Origin of the sequence: Tropicimonas sp. TH_r6 (genome assembly GCF_033101155.1) — a bacterium.
GTDB lineage: Bacteria > Pseudomonadota > Alphaproteobacteria > Rhodobacterales > Rhodobacteraceae > Tropicimonas.
On sequence record NZ_JAWMPX010000014.1, the window covers coordinates 16,595 to 33,929 of the forward strand.

The following is a 17,335-nucleotide window of genomic DNA, read 5'->3' on the forward strand; positions in this document are numbered from 1 at the left end:
GCCGGCCCCCTCTCAAGGAGCAATTCCGGTCAAAGGAAAAGAGCCGGACTGGGCCATTCAAACCGGTCGCTCAACGCGAAGTGACCGTCGCTCATGGCTGTTGCCGAAATCGACAGGAAAGGGCGAACAAACGGTTTTCGCCTTCGTCCTTTTCCGTCAGGATTTGTGCCAGGCTCCTTGTCCACCCTATTCGTTTTCGCCACATTCAGCGGTGGCAAAGCAGACATCGTCCCCTTCCAGCGGGATATGGCCCGTCCGGTCGCGAATGCCCGCGAGCATGAGATTCGCAATGTCGACCTCTTCACCCGACACCGTGACGAAGGTCACATGATCTTCGGACAGGCCGAGATCGGGAAACTGTTCGCCGCTGGTCGTAGCCAACTGGATATGGTCCTGCCCGTGACGCTGGCGATAGGCGTAGTAGTGTTCATGGCCGTTGAAGACGGTGTAGTTGCGCCCGGACAGCGCCGCCTCGATGGAGGCGAAGGCGCTTTCATCCGCTCGTTCCCAGACGGTCTTGTGCACGATGACGAAGGTCCAGCGGACATTGGCATGTGTCGCAATGACATCGCGGAAATAGGCCGCTTGCTCCGCGCCGATCGTGCCCGAGCTGCGTTCGGGCATCTGGTTGTATTCGGTCTTCGCGAAAGCCTCGCGCCCTTCGGTCTTGTAGATCTCGACCGCTTCCGCACGCGCAGCGCTGATTTCGGCGATGCGGTCGGGCGTGTTGTCCTCGGCATCCAGCACCAGGAACAACACGTCCTTGTAGAGGAAATGGTAGTAGCTCGGCCCGAGACGTTCGGCCCAGATCTCCTTTGACAGCATGTTGGTCAGGTCGTGATTGCCGCCGACATAGAAAATCGGCGCTCTGAGCGTGTCCACGCGCCGGTCGTATTCATCCCATTGCTTGAGATACTGCGCGCGGTCCACCTCGCCACCCTCGATCAGGTCGCCGACGTTGATGACGAATTCAGGTCGCAGCAGGTTTATCTGCGCCATGGCAATCTCGAACACATCGGGTCGTTCGCCCCCCGTGAGGTCGCCGTGGATCGCGAACATGAAGCGATCCTCACCGGCATCGAAGGGCTTGTCGTTCCAGGGAACCGGGCCGTCGGCGATTTCATGGGAGAAGTCCTGCGCCGTCAGCGGGCCGGCGGCGATCAGGGCGAGGCTGGCCAGAGCGGCTTTGAATGTCTTCATCGCGGGATCCTTGGTTGTCAGAAGACGATCCGTGCGCGCAGGCTGAGAACGGTCAGCTCGTCCTGGCCGGGATTGAGAAGCGGATCGCGGATATACTGGATCGAGGGGGTGATCTGGAAGTCAGGGGAGATGGTGAAGCGATAGAAGGCTTCCGTGGTGAATTGTGTCTCGTCAAACCCCTTCGCCTCGGCCCAGTTGAAGCCAATTGCGGCAAGATCGGTGTTGCGGCGATACCAGCCGAGACCGGTGGAGAGGGACTTGTCGTAGAGCGCCACCGTTCCCTCGGACCGCCCGGCCCGGATGAAGGGCATCCAGGTGTTGTCGATGAACCAGGCGGCGGAAAAGGCAACGCCCTTGTCCTCGGCACGGCTGCCATCCTCGGCTTCGTCGATCTGCCAGAAGGTCAGGTGGACATTGTCGAAATAGATCCGGTCGCTGCCACTTGTGTAACCGATCTCGATACTCTTGTAGGTCTCGCCGGTTTCGAACACGTCGAAATTCGGCTCGGTCGGATCGCCATTCGCATCGGCGACGGCACCGACGACATAGAAGGTCTCGCCAAGCTTCACGCCGCCTGCGATGCCAATGCCGGGGTTGGGCACGTTGATCGTGGGGTTGGTGTTGAAGGCAAGGTTCTGGAAGGAGGTCCACGGGCTGACAAGGCCGTAGACGTCAACGAAATCCGTCAGATCAAGTTGACCGATCTGGAGGGTCCACTGCCCGTTCGGGTCCCGCTGGGTCCAGAACAGGTTGGTCAACATGTTTTCACTGTCGTTGAAGGCTGTTCCGGTGATGGACAGCGCCCCGGAATCGAAGCCGAAGAATTGCGGCGCGACATCTCCGTAGGCCTGCCGATTTTCGACCTTGAAGGTCAGCGAGCCGTTTTCTGTCGCCTGCCAGTTTCCGTAAAAGCGCAATACGCCGCCCGCGGCTTCACCTTCGCCAAGGTCACTGTCGCTCCACTGGCCAAGTGCGAAATAGTCCATGTTGAAGCGGAAACCGTTCTCCGCCAGCCCGTCCTTCCAGTCGAAATAGCCGGGCATGACATTGCGCGGAAAGGAGGTGCGAGGCTGCGGATCTGTCAGCCCGTCGCCCGGCGTCAGGTCGGCCTCGACCGACGAGGGCCCGGACAGGCCCTGCTGGGAGATTGCGGCGCCCGACGCGACGAGAAGGGCCAGCGCGGCGGATGTGGCTGTTCGAACAAGGCGCATCACGGTTCCTGAGATTTGTGTCGTTTGGACGTTAATTACCGGACGGCGTACGAGCAGTCAGTTGTGCGCGCAACTGCCCGGCCCAGCCGCCACCTGCGGCGGACGCGTCGGGTTTCGGCATGAAACCTTCCGCCGCTTCGACATCCAGCCGCCAGGTTGCCTTCATGGGCACGTCTCCATCGACGATCCGGAACACCTGCTCCGAGGGATCAATGTGGAGCGTGCCACTCAACCGAACAGGCTGGTGCATGTAGGCGGGCGACCAGTCTCCATCGAGCCGCACCCGCACAAGCTGGTTGGGAAGAGGTGGCGGCGTGTGGCTGCACATGCCTGCCACCTCCACCAGATAGGCCGTCGGCACGCCGTCTTCGGCCAGCGGCGCGGGGATGGCGTAACCGGCAAGCGAGACGGATTGACCGTCCAGCGCCGGGTTGCCTTCCGTTGCGGCCGCCTTCCGCTTGTCGGCCACGACCCAGCGTTGCGAGATCAGCCAGTCGGCATCGAGCCCGTCCTGAACCAGCGCATCTTCGGCCTCCTTCAGCTGAACACGGATCTCGGGCAGGCTTTCCTCCGGGACGAGTCCTTGGGAGAGGTTGTCCCGAGCGCCGATAATGCTGCGCAACAGGTCGATCTGCTCATCACTGAGATCCAGAAAAGGGTCGCCGTAGACCTGGGCCTCCGCGTTGACCAGATCCGACCAGTCGACCGGGTGCTCAGCCGAGAGCGTCGTGGGCAGCGCCGAGGCGACAAAGGCCAATGCCGCGAGAAAGGATTTCATGTCGATGGCCTCCGGAATAAAGCAAGCGTGGAAACAGCGGCCCGATATGCCGCTGTTTCCGGTCGGTTCGGATCACAGGTTGCCGAAATAGGCGTCGCGCCTCGGACCGGCTGGCTGGAAGGCCGGGGCGTTTTCGTCCGGTAGCCAGTTCTTGTAGACCTGACCATCCTTCATGACGAAATCGACATTGCTCCGCTTGAGTACGTGAATGTCCTCGAGCGGATTGCCGTCGATGAGGATGATGTCGGCGTAGCCGCCCTCAGCGATCGTTCCCAGGGTTCCCTCCTTGTAGGGGTTCATCCCGCCGCTCCAGGTCAGCACCTCCGCCGCATTGCTGGTCGCCGTCTTCAGCGAAAGATGCGGGTTCTTGGCGACCTCGTCATTGAACCAGATGATGTTCTCGGCCTGTCGCACCAGATCGGGTCCGAACATGTCGCCTCCGGTGACCATGATCAGGTCGTGCTTGACCGCCCATTCCATCATCTGCTGCGCGCCGGAATTGACCTGCGCCGCCTTGGCCTTCTGGTCGGCACTGAAGAAGGTGATGCTTTCCGGATCGCCGAAGGCTTCCAGCGACATGACCGCCTGGATAGAGAGTGCCACGCCCTCTTCCTTCATGCGGATGATGGTCTCTTCCGAAACGAGGAAGTTGTGATCGATCACCCGCGCGCCGGCATCGATGGCGCGATTGACCGAACGGTCGTGATAGGCATGCACCAGAACGTATGTTCCGTAATCCTCGGCCACGCCGACGATCGCCTTCAGTTCTTCCAGAGAGTACTGCGTCGTATGCAGCGGATCGAACTCGCTGGCGACACCGCCACCAGCCATGACCTTGATCTGGGTGGCGCCGGCCCGGAGATTGTGGCGTGCGGCGCGCATGACCTCAGGCACACCATCGGCGATGAAACCGAACATATGCGCCTCGAGGTCGTCCTGGTCTCCCGGCACATCGTTGAACGAACCGGTGTCTGCATGACCGCCGGTCTGGCTCAGGAAAGCTCCGCTGGGATAGATGCGCGGCCCCGGGACGATGCCGTTGTTCACGGCCTTGGCGATGCCAAGGATGTTGCAGCCGGCGTCCCGGACGGTCGTGAAACCCTGGTCGAGGTAATCCTGCATGGCAATGGCGGTGTAGGCACCGTTTGCCATCTGGTCGTAATTGTCCCGGAACTCCAGCATCCCGTTGCGGATACACAGGTGCGAATGCATGTCGATCAGGCCGGGCATCAGGGTGCGGCCTTCACCATCGACAGCGAAGGCATCCGGCGCCTCGATGGCATCAGCAGACACCTGTTTGATCAGGTTGCCTTCGACCAGTACAGACCCGTTCTCGATCAGCGCTTCGCTGGTCCCGTCAAAGATGTTGACGTTGGTGAACACTACCTGGCGGGGGGCATCGTCCTGAGCCGAAGCAATCGTCCCGATCCCGGCCGCAAGCGCAATCGCGGTGGCCGAAGCAAAAAACCTCTTCATATCCGTCTCCCATTGGACCCGCCCCCTGAACGAGGGCTTGTTATACGAAGAGAGTAGCTCGATAATTCAGCTTGGCCTGTCAGTTCGGGCTATTTCGCAAAGTTTTTTTATCCAGAATGACAGGAAAGTGCGTTTTTTTCTGTTCGCCTTAGGCGTGCATCGTAGACTTGCGGGCAAGGGAAGCTCTGAAGCCACAAAATGAAACAAGCTCTGCCACTCGTTAAGCTCTCTCTCCTGCGCCCGTTCGTGCAGGAGCTTCGGGACCGCAGGATCGATCCCGAACCGATCTTCGGGTCCGTTGGCCTGACGGAGGAGGCAACGCTCGATCCGGACCTGTCGGTTCACGCGATGGTTGTACACCAGTTCACGGAAAACGCCGCCACCGCAACCGGCGACAGGCATCTGGGCGCTCAGATCGGCTCGAGGATGACGCTTGACGGCTGGCCGGTTCTGAAGAGGGCGGAAGCCCGGGCCGTGACGGTTGGCGACTATCTCTCGATATTCATCTCGAGCGCCACTGAAGTCGCGTCCTCCGCGACGGAATACCTGCACCTGAACGGAGCCTCCGCCGTTTTTGGCGAAAGGCGGGCTTTCAAGCCGACCATTGTGCCTGCCCAGAACGATGCGTTCATGGGGGCCCTCGGCTGGGCTATCCTGCGCCGCGCGCTTGGCAATCGGCTCGACCCTTCCAGGGCGACGATCACCGTCAGCGACCCGAAAGCCCTGCCGACGGAATATGACCTGTTGCACCCGATCAAGGGCGATCGGATGGGGTTCAGCATCCGTTTTCCCTCCGCCTGGCTGTCCACGCCCTTTGACGCGAAACGCACGGAAGATCGGCCGGAAATCGAGGCGGACCTCGACGCCGCCGATTTCGTCCGGTCTTTCCGCCAGATGGTCCGGTCACATATCGGCCAAGGCAAACTGACCGCCACCGAATGCGCAAGGCTCGCGTCAATGAGCCACCAGAAACTCAAGCGTCGCCTTGCGGAGTTCGACACGGATATCTCCAGCGAAATAGACTTCGTCGCCCAGGAATACGCCCGGCTGGCCCTTTTATCTTCCAATCGGTCGATCTCCGATATCGCGAACGCGCTCGGCTACACGGACGCGGCCAACTTCGCGCGCGCCTTCCGAAGGTTGAATGGGGTAAGCCCGAGCAGGTTCCGTGGTTCGCAAAAAGCTGGAGACGATCAGGAGGAATGACCGGCCGACCGCCGGGCGTCAGCTCCTGTCGGGTAGGTTTGAGGGATTGGCACCAGGAGGTTTCCCGGTTCATCGCAGCTTTCATGCGGTGAAGATGAACACGCCATCCGGATCATCGAAGCTCGGCGTTGGCACGCTGGTCAAGAACACCCGTCCCAAGACACGGCAGACCTGTTCGGCTGAGGAAAAGATCCGCGTTGCTCTGGCGGGCCTGCGCGGGAGGAGAGCATCTCAGCGCTGTATCGACGTAAAGGGAAACCCGAGAGACTGTGTTTCAACGTGTCAAAGAAACTTCTTAAAATTGGCAAACATCAGTTGTCGGGCGACACGGTACGCCGGACCACTGCCGATAGACGTTGGCACGCCTCGCTGGGCGCGCTTTGGCATTTGGGATCATTCGCTGCGCCGCACGTCTTCGAGTTCCGCTCGGAGCTTTGCGACCTCGTCATCCAGCCCATCCTTCGAGATGCTCCATGCCCCTGCGTCCGATTTCCCGGCTTCGGTCGGCGCGGGGGTTGGTGTTTCCTGATCTTTGCCTTCAGGTCCGGCTTCCGTCTCTTCCGTCGTGGCCTCCGACAGCGTCTTCCAGATGGTCAGAAAGATGCCGGCGAGCACCGGACCGAGGACAAGCCCGACGGCCCCGAACGAGGCAAGGCCGCCAAGCGTGCTGATCAAGATGACGATGTCATGCATCTCGGCGTCGCGCCCGACCAGCACCGGACGCAGGATGTTGTCGATGGTTCCGACAACAAGCGCGCCCCACAGCGCGAGACCGATCGCATAGCTGGGGTTTCCCTCGACAAAAAGGAACACCGCGCCGCAGAAGATGATGAAGGTCGCTCCGATCCCCGGAATGACCGAGAAGATGACCATCACGACGCCCCAGAAGGCCGCGCCGGATATCCCGGTGGCCCAGAAACCGATGGCGCCCAAAGCGCCCTGCGCAACGCCGATCAGCAGCGTTCCCTTGATCGTGGCGCGACTGACCGAGACGATCCGGTCTTCCAGTGTTTCCTGAAGGCTCCTTTTCAGGCCGGTATAAGATAGCACCTCGCGAATGATCGATGGCTCCATCTGCAGGAAGAAGAACAAACCGTAAAGGAAGATGAAGAGGCCCATGAAGAAGTTCGCCGTGCCACGGGTCAGAGACGACAGGGACGCCACCAGAAACGAGGCGGCACTGCTGGCGAGTTGACCGACCTTGGCGCTGATCTGCGGCCAGTACTGAAGGATGGTGTCCTGGAATGGCATCCAGTCAGGCAAGGTCTCGGACTTGGCATCGGTCGCAAGTTCCTGATAGAGCGCCGTCGCGGAATCGGCCAGTCCAGCGGCCTGCTCGGCGGCAAGCAGCGCCACCCAGACTGTCGGAGCGATGATCGCGATCAAGGTGGCGACAAGCGTCAACCCGCTGGCCAAACCCTTGCGACCGCCAAGCTTACCCAAAAGGAACTGGTAGGCCGGGTCGAGCAGCGCCGCCAGGATGGCCGCCAGAAGCAGGGCCGACAGGAAAGGCCGCACCATGTCGAGGAAAGCCACCGAGACCAGGGCTGCAAGCACCAGAAGCGCGATCCATCGCAGCATGTGGGCCGTCGGTTGAAAGGACGTGTTCGCGCTGTCGGACGGAAGGTTCTCAGAGGGCATGTTGGTACTCCGTCGGAATGGGCTCTCCGGCGCAAGGCCGGACGTTCCAGTTGCTGTCGTTCATGCGCTGATTCCCGGATCAGCGATCGCATCGTCGGGTCGTCTCAGGTGAACGGTCTGGGTCGGATATGCCAGTGATGTACCGGCTTGGGCGACCAGTTCAAGGATCCTGAAGGCGAGCCGTTCCTGACCTTCCAGGTAGGCCGCATAATCGGGCCCGCAGGTCCGACCATAAAACCGGACATTGATGGAATCGCGCCCAAGGCTATCGATGTCGACATGTTTTGGCGCATCCTCCGCGAGGTCGAAATCTCCGCTGGCGCGCATGTGGTCGCGCAACCCGTCCCACACATCCTCGGCCTGCTGAAGCGTGGCCGACATCAACCGCTGCACCGAGACCAGGATGCGCCGGTGTTTCATCGTGGTGTAGTTCTTCACCACGGAATTCGAGAGATGCGAATTTGGCACATAGCGTGGAATCTGGTCGAAGCCGACGATCAGGGTCGAGCGCAGGTCAATCCGCTCAACCGTGCCGATTGTCACCCCTTCGATCTCGATTGCATCCCCGGTTTCGAACCGTTTTTCACTCATGTTGGTCATGCCGGCGATCAGGTTCCGGATCAGGTCCTGCGCCGCAATCGCCAGGCCGGCCCCCAGAACGCCAACGCCGGTCAGCGCACCGCTGATATCGACGTCCCAGACATTGAGCACCGACGTGATGCCAAACAGCAGGATGGCGAACTTGGTCACTCGCGTGATCCAGTCCTGCTCCATCTGCACATCGCCGATCTGGCCGGTTCTGAAAACACTCAGGAACGGGCCAGTCAGTTGATACCAGGATGAAAATACAGACATCACCGCGACCGACAGCACGATGCGACGGAGAATCCCGTGCCCAAATACTGGCACCGCAAGGATTTCGGCTGCGATCAGAAGCCCTGCCGACACCAGAAGGATCTCGGTCGTGCTGTAGAGTTTTTCGACCGTTTCATCCGACAGGGCGATCTGTAGCTGTTTCAGCAATCTTGCGAGCAAACCCATGGTCACCCGCGCGATGGGTTTGCGGAAAACGACCAATACCGCAAAGGCAACTGCAACCGCGATGACGGTCGGCATGCTGACCTGATCGGCCCAACGATCGAACGCGTTGCCGAATTCCGCGAGGTCGACAACCTCTTGTGAGGAAATGTCTGCCATTACATGACGCCCTTAAACGTCCCGCGCATTCGCCCGCTTTCGAAAGTCACGGTTCGACTCCGCTCATAGCAGCGGCGCAAACAGGCGGGCGATCGGCGCCCCGTTGCGGATCTTGAAAGGTTGCTCGCGCAGCGGTTTTTCAAGACGGATGCACCGCTCGAAATCCGCCTCCAGCATTGCGGCGAGGTCGCGCGCCGCACGGCTGTCGAAAAACAGCGCCGTCGCCTCGAAATTGAGCCGGCAGGAGCGGTTGTCGAGATTGGTCGTTCCAACCGAAGCGATGGCCTCGTCCACCACCAGCACCTTCTGATGCATGAAGCCGGAATCGTAGCGCCAGATCTGGACGCCGGCCTCCATCAACTCGTCGAAATAGGCGAAGGCGGCGAGCCATGGGATCGTGTGGTCAATGACCTCCGGCACCATGATCCGCACATCGACGCCCCGCATCGCGGCCAGCTTGAGATTGGTCAGGATGTCATTCTCCGGAACGAAATAGGGGGACGCGATCCACAGCCGCTTCCGCGCGGCGGTGATCGCTGCACAGAAATACAGACTGCCGGTTTCCTGCTCATCTGCGGGACCGGTTGCCATGATGAGCGCGTCCATATTCGCATCCGCGCGCCCGGCATCCCAATTCATCCCTTCAAGCAGAACCTCCTCGGTCGCCCAATGCCAGTCCTCGGCAAAGACCAGCTGCAATTGCGACACCACCGGCCCGTGCAAGCGACAATGGGTGTCGCGCCAATCGCCAAATTTCGGATCGCGCCCCATATACTCGTCTCCGATGTTGAACCCGCCGGTGAACCCAAGCGTGCCATCGACCACGATCGTCTTGCGGTGATTGCGGAAATTGATCTGAAAGCGCGTCTTGGGGCCGCGCAAGGCATGGGCGTTCATGACCTGCACACCCGCCGCGCGAAGTGTATCGAGATAGGCCGCCGGAAGCTTCACACATCCAACGGCGTCATAGAGCAGCCGGACCGTCACGCCGCGTTTCGCGCAAGCAATCAGTCTGGCATGAAATGCCCGCCCAAGCTCGTCATCATTGATAATGTAGGATTGCACCAGCACATAGGCCTCGGCCGCATCCAGCGCGGAAAAGATCGCCTCGAACGTCTCCGGGCCGTCGACCAGAAGGTCCATGTTGTTGCCCGACACCACCGGAACCTCGCCGATGGTCTCGAACCCCGGATACCCGACCGCGTCATCATCGCCGCGCGCTTCATGCAACTGCGCGAACCGCTCCAGCCCCTGGATGACCTCTTCGGATTCCCGCCGGCCGACAATGTAAGTGTTGACCCGGCTATGGCCGAGAAACAGATAGGCCGGCACCGCCAGATACGGCGCCGCAATCAGGAAAACGACCCAGGCAACAGAGCCCTGTGGGGTCCGCGCACTCCGGACGGCCCGGATCGCGAAGACGATTGCCACGATCTCGAGAAAAACAAGTGCCAGGACGAGAATGTAGTACATGGGTCCTCCTTGGGGTCACGCTACGGTGGAGATCCCTCACCCGCCTTGCAACCGGGGGGGTGTTTGCCGGAACGCCCGGTTCGATCCTGTCAGCTTGAACGTCGTCCCGCAACTCTCGCGCTGCTCTGGAACATGGTTGGAGATCAATGGTTTTCGATGACGGCAGGCCGCGGTACCTGAAAAGCCTTCTTTCCACACCAACAGCCGGTGCAGGCGCATCCTCGACTGCGGGCGTGATGTGCATGGCGGCTGCGCCCGCCCCTTTGCACTCCCTTTGCGGAGATCGGAATTCGAGTTGGCCTGAAACCAAGCGTGCACTACGCTTCCCTGAGAGCGCCCCCCTGCCCCGGAAGTGACCTCCCGGCCAAAGGGCCCGAAGCCTGCTTTCGCACCACGCAGTCGAAAGGAACTTCATCATCATGTTGCCGGGTTCGATTGTCTTCAAAAGCCTGATCGGCGCGTGGCATCGCTTCGACACGGACCACGGATGGTCCAAGGCCAGCCATGTTGCCATGTCGATGATGATGGCGCTTTTCCCGTTCTGCATCTTTGCGCTGTCTCTGGCGGGCCAGTTCAGCACCAATCTGGATGTGAATTCCCTGATCGACTTCGTCTACGGCTCCTGGCCGGAGGAAATTGCCGAGCCGATTACCCGGGAGGTCCGCGCCGTCCTCGCGCAGAGCGGTGCCGGTCCAACCACTTTCGGCGCCTTGCTGGCGGTGTATTTCGCCTCCAATGGCGTAGATGCGATCCGAGGCGTCGTGACCGATGCCTACCGGGATCAGGATCCCCGGCCGGTCTGGCGTCAGCGGCTTCTGTGTCTGGGCTTCGTGCTGGCCGGTGCTGCCATGATTGCCGTGGTCGGCGCCGTCACCATTGGCCTGCCGCTCTATTTCGACTCGCTCGAAGGGGCCTCCGCACACTGGATTGCAGAGATGCTGTTGAGCGAACCGGCGCATCTTCTGACAACCATGCTGTTGTTGCTGTTCGCCCTCTATGCCTGTCACGCCTGGCTTCCCGGTGTCGGCCATTCGGCGAAACAGGTCCTGCCCGGCGTCATCCTCACGATGGTCTTGTGGATCGCCGCCGGCGAAGCGTTCTCCTATTATCTTCAAAACTACAGTTCCTACAGCGTGACCTATGCCGGGCTTGCCGGCGTCATGGCGGCGCTCGTATTCCTCTACGTCATGGCGGCGATCTTTGTGTTCTGTGCCGAGTTCAATGGGCAGCTTCACGCGTCCGCCAGCGTCCGTCCCGGGACATCAGGGTGAACCACCCGGGCTGGGATCATTTTGAAAGACTGCTGACAACAGCCTTGGCGACCGCGCTTGCAATACCCGGGGCAACCATCCCGACCGGATCCCTGGCCATCCGTTTGACATTGTCCGCCGTGGTCTTTGCTTCAGCCACAAAAACCTGAAGCTCGGCGTCGATATCTTCCAGCGCCATGTCTCGCACCTCCGTCACAGGCGCAGTTTCCGCCTCGGCGCTCTGGTTGCCGGCCACAGAGGCGAGCACCCCGGCAATGATCAGGTTTGCAACGGCCACGATCAGGGCGGCCAGCGGCGTGGAAACCACCTCAGCCAGGGCAAGAAAGGCCGAGACATTCAGCATCACGATGCCGAGGCTCGCCGCGACACCCGCCGCTCCGAACAGCCCGGTCTGGCGTCTCAATACAGCAAGGCTCCGCTGCGCAATCAGGCGCTCGGAGCGAAGAATAATGGACAGGTTTCTGGCCATGCGACTCATTTCAACGGTCCTTTCTCGACATGCCGATCAGATAGCCGGCTGCAAAAACGCCCAGAAGGATCAGGATGGCTTTCTGGTGCGGTCTTTCCTCGACCTTCTTCATCAGCGTTCCGATCGCCGCCTCGAGGTCGAGATCATCAGCGGCCGGGTCCGTGGTATCGATCTGCCGGGGTGAATCTGCCAGGTTTCTTCACGCGCCGAGGCCCGGTCGATCCGGGCCTGCCGAAGGTCCGACACCTCACCTTCCAGGCCGTGTGTATCAGCGATGGCAGTTCCTCCTGTCTCAAGCCCACCTCGCCGCACCAGCCTGACAATGCGTCGCGACACATATGGTTGGCAAGCGATGACGGCGCCGCCACGGGATTCTCAGGACAGGGCGGTGTCCAAGGCCGCGTCCTCGATGCGGGCGTCTGAGGCCCTGAGCGCGTCTTCGAGCGCCTGTGCACGGCGGTCCCGATCCGGCCTTCGTCGGCGCTGGACCTGACGGACACTTCTCCGTCGGCATTCTTCGAGATCACGCCTGCCGCATAGACGGCCAGCTCGCCGTTGCGGTGCAGATCCCGCATCGCGTCGGCGCCCTTGGGGCCGATCTCGCTGCTGATGTCGATCCCCGCGGCGCCCACCAGCGGATAGTCCGGGCGGCGCGACGGTCAGATGCTTTCAGCGAGTTCGAGGCTTCCGGGAAGGAAGGTCTCGTCGATATCGAGCACCCTGCTGGCGAGACCCTGGGAGTGCGAGTAGCGGAAGAGCATTTCGATCGTCGTCCGGTTCGGCGCGATCCCGTAGGGGTAGAAATTGCGGCCCATCAGGGCGCGCGTGTCCTCCAGCTCCTGGCTGTACCAGGGCAGCATGTCCGTGGCCCAGGTCAAGCGGTCCTTGGTCTCATAGGCAATGGTCTTGGCCTGCGAATAGGCATCGAATACAGCACGGGCCAGCCACGGGTGGTCCTCGGCGACATCCCGGCGGATCGCCAGCACATGCATGATCGGGAAAATCCCGGTCCGCTCGAAATAGTCGCGCTCAACGGAGCGGAAATCAGGAAAGAGGCGTTTGATGCGGGCGTCGCCCTTGATGAAGGCTGCGGGTGTCGCGGCGTGGAACAGGGCGTCCACTTCGCCTTCGAGCAGCAACTCGGATTCATCCAGACCTGGCGTGCCGTTGGTGACGCGGATACCGTCGGGCAGTCTCATCTCCTGTGCGGAGGCCGCGCCCGCAACTGCGGAGGAACTGTCCACGACCGACTGGACCCATTCGACCTCGGACGGTTTCAGCCCGTATTCATCCTCGAAGATACCGCGGATCCAGGTCAACGAAGTCGAGGAATAGCCCGGCGTGCCGATCCGGCGGCCGCGCAGATCCTGCGGTGTCTCGATGCCGGCATCGGCGTGGACAAAGACGCTCTTGTGCCGGAACTGACGCAGCAGCGGGATGGGTAGAAGCGCGTAGTCGCGGAAGCCCTCATTGGCATGGGCCAGCATGAACGGGTGAAGGCCAAGCTCGGTGATCTCGCGTGTGCCGTTGCCAGAGAAAGCGGCGGTGTTCATGTCGCCGATGGCATCCGCCACGAATGTCGCCTGAGTGCCCTCAATCTCAACGCGGCCGTCAAACAAAGCTTCAGTTCGGTCGAGCAGATAACTCGACACGGTGATCGGCAGCGCGCCCTGCGCGCTGGCGCGTGTTGCGCGGAGGAAAGCGGGGCTGGCCAGCAATGCAGAGCCAGTATTGAGAAAATGTCGGCGGGTCAGCATGGCGGGCGCCTTGCCTCTGAGAGAAAGGGAACCCGGCCCACGCGATTGTGGGCCGGGTGTTGGATCTTGTCAGATTTACTGGTCAGCGAGGCGGATCACGCCGGTATAAGGTTCGCCGCGAGCGACCGGTGTGTGCGGATATTCAGCGATCTGCGCATCGTGGCGCGCCTTCATGGCGTCGAACTGCGCCCAGGCCCAGAGGAACTCTGCCATGAGCGGATGCTCCTCGCGCGGGTCCTTGTAGAGATCGAAGAACTCTGCACCGGCCAGAGCGCCCGGTCCAACCGGCAGCAGCCGCTTGAACTGCTGCTTCACGATCGAGCCCATCGTGGCGCCCTTGTAGGTGAAGACATAGTCCCGGCGCCCATGCGTGTCGCCATTCAGGAACAGGGCCGTCTGGTCGATACCGTCGATCACGCGATCAGTCGGGATCTGGTCATAGCGACCGGAGATGCGGGCGAAGGTGTTGAACAGGTCAGAGACATGCACGATGTCGCCCGAGACCGAGCCGGGCTCAATCACGCCGGGCCACTTGGCGAAGGCGGGCACACGGATGCCACCCTCGGTCACGTCGTTCTTGCCGCCGCGGAAGAAGCCGTTCTGACCTGTCTCGGGGTGAATCGCTTCCATCGGGCCGTTGTCCGCCATGGCGATCACGAGGGTGTTGTCGGCAATGCCAAGCTCTTCCAGCATGACAAAGAGCTCACCGATCTTGGCATCCATCTTCTTGACGCTCTCGGCGGTCGAAGTGGCGTGCTGCGTTGTGAACGGACGGTTTGCGTCTTGATCAGACACCTCATAGACGTTCGGCCACCATTGCAACATGAACGGCTTGTCGCTGTCTGCGTGCCGGGTCACGAAGTCTTTCGTCGCGTCCCACATCCGCATATTGGCCTCGACATATTCCTCGGCCGATTTCGGGGTGGAGAACTCCTTGTGCTCGCCGCCTTCGACGCCTTGAACGGTCCACATCCACTCCAGCGGACGGAAGCTGTCGTCAAAGAAGTACTTCTTGTCGTAGCCATCCGGGCTGTAGGCAACAGCGAAGCCCTGATCTTCAGCGTTGGAATTGAACATCTGGCCGGCGAACTGGTTGTAGAGCGAGAAGATCGCCTCATCCCAGCCCTGATTGGTCACGAACCCTTCTTCCTGATCGCCGAAATGGGCCTTTTCGAAGAAGCCAGTGTGATAGGTATCATCCACGACCTCGGCGATGCTGACCTCGGACGCAGGAAGGCCCATGCGGTGGATCGGGAAGATCGGGAAGACCATACCCGAGCGCACGGCAAGCCGTCCGGTGGCGGCGGCAACCCGCGTTGGCGTGCAGGAGGGTTCGGTATACATGCGGGTGAAGGACATGCCTTCCTCCGCCATCTGTTCCAGGTTCGGCGCATCATAGCCGGAAATGTCGGTCAGCATCCGATGGCCGACGGCGCCATAGCGCATGTCGTCCCAGAGGATGTGGATGATGTTCGGCTTCTTGCCGAACTTGGCCTCGAGCTCGGCCAGCTTTGCATCGATCTCCTTGTCCTCTTCGGACCAGCTATCGCCGTTCATCGCCCAAAGACGCTGGAACTCGGCTTCGTGGATCAGACCGCCCGGTACCTCGGAGGTCTGGGCAAAGGCCGGGATAGCGACCATCCCCGCCAGGGTCATCGCGGCCAGCGTGCCGCTGGTTCGCATCCTCTCAGATTTCGTCATTTCACCTCTCCCATTGGTGGTGTCGTGTTTGCTTGTCCAAACTCACGTCTCGCCGGAGTGGCGGCCAAGACGCTGCCGGATTTCCTCGGTAAGCCCGGCAAGGCTCTCTAGAACGGCCGCGTCGTCATTCCGCCCGTCACAGAGGATAGCCGCTATCAACTCAAAGTCGTGACAAATCTCTTCGAATTCCGCGTCGGTTGTGCGCAACCGCCGAATGTCATTGCCCCATTCGGGGAAATGGTCTTCGACCGATCTGCGCTCGCAACCGCGGGTCGGCTTGTTCACACTCATGCGAACAGGGTGCGTTTTCCTTGCATTTCCGGGCAAGGCGTTTACCGTTAAGCCCGGCGTTAAAAGCCGGGCCTAACGTTGCGTAACAATCTGGAATTATTTAGTTTTGTTGAAAATGACCAAGGCAGGAACAGCAGGAAATTGCAGCGATGCCGTTGCGAAAAACACCGCCCGCGCCGCGCTTGAAACTGCCCTGGCCAGCCCTTCCTTCGTCAATGCCGGGCGTCTGCGATCCTTCCTGGGATATGTCGTGGAAGAGGCTCTTGCGGGGCGCGGCGACCTCATCTCGGGGAAGACCATCGCGCAGGATGTCTATGGCCGCGACCCGGACGAGACCGACAGCATCGTGCGGGTCGATGCCGGCCGCCTACGGCGCAAACTTGCGGCCTATTACGAGGCCGAGGGGGCCGCTGAGCCGGTGCGCATCCATATCGACAGCGGCGGCTATGCCCCCCGTTTCGAGGCCCTGATTTCGGCCACTCCGCCCGCCATGCCGCCCCCCGCACACGCCCCGGTTGAAACGGCGCGCGGCGGTGATCTGCCCTGGATTCTCGGGATCGCCGGATTCTGCGCCTTGACGCTTCTGCTCTGGCAATTGCGCCCGGCCACGCCGGACCCGACGCAACAGGAACCACGCTCCGCGACCGCGGCCCAGGACAGCCTTGAACGCACGGCCCTGGCCGAGAAATCACCGGCAACCCTTCAGGCCGCCAACCTGGCCGAGAAGGCTGCCGACCTGCTGTTTCCGATTGCCGATGCCGAGCACCAGACGCTCGCGACCGCCATGTACCGCGAGGCAATCCGGATCGATCCCTCCCATTACGGCGGCTATGCAGGCGCGGCCCACAGCCTCGCAACCCTCGCAATGATTTCGCCGGATGCGGAGCGGAGCGCAGAGCTTCTGTCGGAGGCGGAGGCCCTTGCGGAAAAAGCCATTGATCTCGCCCCCCTGTCCGGCTGGTCGCACTCGGCCACCGCCTGGGTGGCACTGTCAGCAGGGGATCCCGAACGTGCTGTCGATCTGGCCCGGCGCGCGGCCTCCCTCAGCCCAATGGATGGAAAGGTGCTGGATTTCCATGCCGTCACCGCGTTGATGACCGGTCATTTCGAGGAAGGTTTCGACGTGTCGGCCCCCGATCGTCCGCGCGACATGGATGGACGCCAGCCCGCCTATCTGAATGTGCATGGCGTGGCGAATTTCCATCTCGATCGCTTTGACGCCGCCATCGCATCCTTTGACACCGCCATCGAGCAAGGCGGGCCCGTCAGCGAATTGACATTGCTCTACAAGGCCGCTGCCAACCAGGCGGCCGGGCGGACCGAAGACGCACGCGCGCTGCTGGACGAGTTGCAAACGACATGGCCGGCCTTTCGCCCCGAACCGGTCCTGAAACGGTTCTACCGGCATCCTGAGCATGCCGAACGGATCCTTGTCGAACTGCGTGCCGCCGGCTGGCCAATACTGTCGAAGTAATGGCCGTTTCGTCGGAGGTCGAGAGCGGCACCCGCCCCAAATATCGGCCTGCGTGAACGGCCTGTCTGCATGTTGCGATGCAGCGCTGCAAACACACATGGAGTGCCAGCAACCGGCCGGTCGCATCGCCCGCGTCCGGAGCAGGACGTCGCCGTCTCGCGCGGTTCGCCTGCAAAAGCCAACGCTATCA

General features: G+C 61.3%; 15 protein-coding genes. 4 read left to right on the forward strand and 11 right to left on the reverse strand.

Annotated elements, in window-relative coordinates; all coding sequences use genetic code 11:
- Positions 1-186: 186 nt before the first annotated feature.
- From R3X27_RS14275 to R3X27_RS14290, 4 genes are all read right to left on the reverse strand, one after another.
- Complete coding sequence (locus R3X27_RS14275; protein ID WP_317709543.1) at positions 187-1,200, reverse strand: metallophosphoesterase family protein; 1,014 nt, start codon at positions 1,198-1,200, stop codon at positions 187-189.
- Positions 1,201-1,217: 17 nt separating this feature from the next.
- Positions 1,218-2,411: a carbohydrate porin gene (locus tag R3X27_RS14280; RefSeq protein ID WP_317709544.1), complete on the reverse strand. Its 1,194-nt coding sequence runs from the start codon at positions 2,409-2,411 to the stop codon at positions 1,218-1,220.
- A 31-nt stretch (positions 2,412-2,442) separates the two neighbouring features.
- A complete protein-coding gene (locus tag R3X27_RS14285) occupies positions 2,443-3,189 on the reverse strand; it encodes a DUF3299 domain-containing protein (RefSeq protein WP_317709545.1) in 747 nt (248 codons plus the stop codon).
- A gap of 72 nt (positions 3,190-3,261) precedes the next feature.
- Positions 3,262-4,665 (reverse strand): amidohydrolase family protein, encoded by a 1,404-nt coding sequence (locus tag R3X27_RS14290; RefSeq protein ID WP_317709546.1) that lies wholly within the window; start codon positions 4,663-4,665, stop codon positions 3,262-3,264.
- Between the two features lie 198 nt (positions 4,666-4,863).
- On the opposite strand from R3X27_RS14290, the gene R3X27_RS14295 reads away from it, so the two are divergent.
- Positions 4,864-5,871: a helix-turn-helix domain-containing protein gene (locus R3X27_RS14295; protein ID WP_317709547.1), complete on the forward strand. Its 1,008-nt coding sequence runs from the start codon at positions 4,864-4,866 to the stop codon at positions 5,869-5,871.
- Between the two features lie 393 nt (positions 5,872-6,264).
- Here R3X27_RS14295 and R3X27_RS14300 read toward each other — a convergent pair whose 3' ends face one another.
- From R3X27_RS14300 to cls, 3 genes are all read right to left on the reverse strand, one after another.
- On the reverse strand, positions 6,265-7,512 hold the full coding sequence (locus R3X27_RS14300) for an AI-2E family transporter (RefSeq protein WP_317709548.1): 1,248 nt from the start codon (positions 7,510-7,512) through the stop codon (positions 6,265-6,267).
- A gap of 60 nt (positions 7,513-7,572) precedes the next feature.
- Entirely contained in the window at positions 7,573-8,709 is a 1,137-nt protein-coding gene (locus tag R3X27_RS14305) for a mechanosensitive ion channel family protein (RefSeq protein ID WP_317709549.1), read from the reverse strand.
- A 63-nt stretch (positions 8,710-8,772) separates the two neighbouring features.
- Entirely contained in the window at positions 8,773-10,182 is a 1,410-nt protein-coding gene (gene cls / locus R3X27_RS14310; protein WP_317709550.1) for a cardiolipin synthase, read from the reverse strand.
- 419 nt (positions 10,183-10,601) lie between these two features.
- On the opposite strand from cls, the gene R3X27_RS14315 reads away from it, so the two are divergent.
- On the forward strand, positions 10,602-11,453 hold the full coding sequence (locus R3X27_RS14315; RefSeq protein WP_317709551.1) for a YihY/virulence factor BrkB family protein: 852 nt from the start codon (positions 10,602-10,604) through the stop codon (positions 11,451-11,453).
- A 16-nt stretch (positions 11,454-11,469) separates the two neighbouring features.
- On the opposite strand, the gene R3X27_RS14320 is transcribed toward R3X27_RS14315, so the two are convergent.
- Positions 11,470-11,856, reverse strand: a complete 387-nt coding sequence (locus R3X27_RS14320) for a phage holin family protein (protein WP_317709552.1) — start codon at positions 11,854-11,856, stop codon at positions 11,470-11,472.
- 46 nt (positions 11,857-11,902) lie between these two features.
- Here R3X27_RS14320 and R3X27_RS14325 point away from each other — a divergent pair, with 46 nt between their 5' ends.
- Positions 11,903-12,106, forward strand: coding sequence for a hypothetical protein (locus R3X27_RS14325; protein ID WP_317709553.1), 204 nt, complete (start codon positions 11,903-11,905; stop codon positions 12,104-12,106).
- A 475-nt stretch (positions 12,107-12,581) separates the two neighbouring features.
- Here R3X27_RS14325 and R3X27_RS14330 read toward each other — a convergent pair whose 3' ends face one another.
- The 3 genes from R3X27_RS14330 to R3X27_RS14340 all read right to left on the reverse strand — a co-directional run bounded on the left by R3X27_RS14330 (position 12,582) and on the right by R3X27_RS14340 (position 15,671).
- Positions 12,582-13,679: an ABC transporter substrate-binding protein gene (locus R3X27_RS14330; RefSeq protein ID WP_317709554.1), complete on the reverse strand. Its 1,098-nt coding sequence runs from the start codon at positions 13,677-13,679 to the stop codon at positions 12,582-12,584.
- A gap of 75 nt (positions 13,680-13,754) precedes the next feature.
- Positions 13,755-15,380, reverse strand: coding sequence for a sulfatase-like hydrolase/transferase (locus R3X27_RS14335; RefSeq protein WP_317709555.1), 1,626 nt, complete (start codon positions 15,378-15,380; stop codon positions 13,755-13,757).
- Positions 15,381-15,422: 42 nt separating this feature from the next.
- Positions 15,423-15,671 (reverse strand): hypothetical protein, encoded by a 249-nt coding sequence (locus R3X27_RS14340; protein WP_317709556.1) that lies wholly within the window; start codon positions 15,669-15,671, stop codon positions 15,423-15,425.
- 115 nt (positions 15,672-15,786) lie between these two features.
- Between R3X27_RS14340 and R3X27_RS14345 the strand changes: the two genes are divergently transcribed.
- Complete coding sequence (locus tag R3X27_RS14345; RefSeq protein ID WP_317709557.1) at positions 15,787-17,145, forward strand: hypothetical protein; 1,359 nt, start codon at positions 15,787-15,789, stop codon at positions 17,143-17,145.
- Positions 17,146-17,335: the final 190 nt, after the last annotated feature.

Coding starts and splice junctions, on each gene's coding strand:
- R3X27_RS14345 (WP_317709557.1), top strand. CDS start 15,787: ATGACCAAGGCAGGAACAGCAGGAAATTGCAGCGATGCCGTTGCGAAA.
- R3X27_RS14340 (WP_317709556.1), bottom strand. CDS start 15,671: ATGAGTGTGAACAAGCCGACCCGCGGTTGCGAGCGCAGATCGGTCGAA.
- R3X27_RS14295 (WP_317709547.1), top strand. CDS start 4,864: ATGAAACAAGCTCTGCCACTCGTTAAGCTCTCTCTCCTGCGCCCGTTC.
- R3X27_RS14275 (WP_317709543.1), bottom strand. CDS start 1,200: ATGAAGACATTCAAAGCCGCTCTGGCCAGCCTCGCCCTGATCGCCGCC.
- R3X27_RS14300 (WP_317709548.1), bottom strand. CDS start 7,512: ATGCCCTCTGAGAACCTTCCGTCCGACAGCGCGAACACGTCCTTTCAA.
- R3X27_RS14315 (WP_317709551.1), top strand. CDS start 10,602: ATGTTGCCGGGTTCGATTGTCTTCAAAAGCCTGATCGGCGCGTGGCAT.
- R3X27_RS14325 (WP_317709553.1), top strand. CDS start 11,903: ATGGACAGGTTTCTGGCCATGCGACTCATTTCAACGGTCCTTTCTCGA.
- R3X27_RS14335 (WP_317709555.1), bottom strand. CDS start 15,380: ATGACGAAATCTGAGAGGATGCGAACCAGCGGCACGCTGGCCGCGATG.
- R3X27_RS14330 (WP_317709554.1), bottom strand. CDS start 13,679: ATGCTGACCCGCCGACATTTTCTCAATACTGGCTCTGCATTGCTGGCC.
- R3X27_RS14280 (WP_317709544.1), bottom strand. CDS start 2,411: ATGCGCCTTGTTCGAACAGCCACATCCGCCGCGCTGGCCCTTCTCGTC.
- R3X27_RS14290 (WP_317709546.1), bottom strand. CDS start 4,665: ATGAAGAGGTTTTTTGCTTCGGCCACCGCGATTGCGCTTGCGGCCGGG.
- R3X27_RS14305 (WP_317709549.1), bottom strand. CDS start 8,709: ATGGCAGACATTTCCTCACAAGAGGTTGTCGACCTCGCGGAATTCGGC.
- cls (WP_317709550.1), bottom strand. CDS start 10,182: ATGTACTACATTCTCGTCCTGGCACTTGTTTTTCTCGAGATCGTGGCA.
- R3X27_RS14285 (WP_317709545.1), bottom strand. CDS start 3,189: ATGAAATCCTTTCTCGCGGCATTGGCCTTTGTCGCCTCGGCGCTGCCC.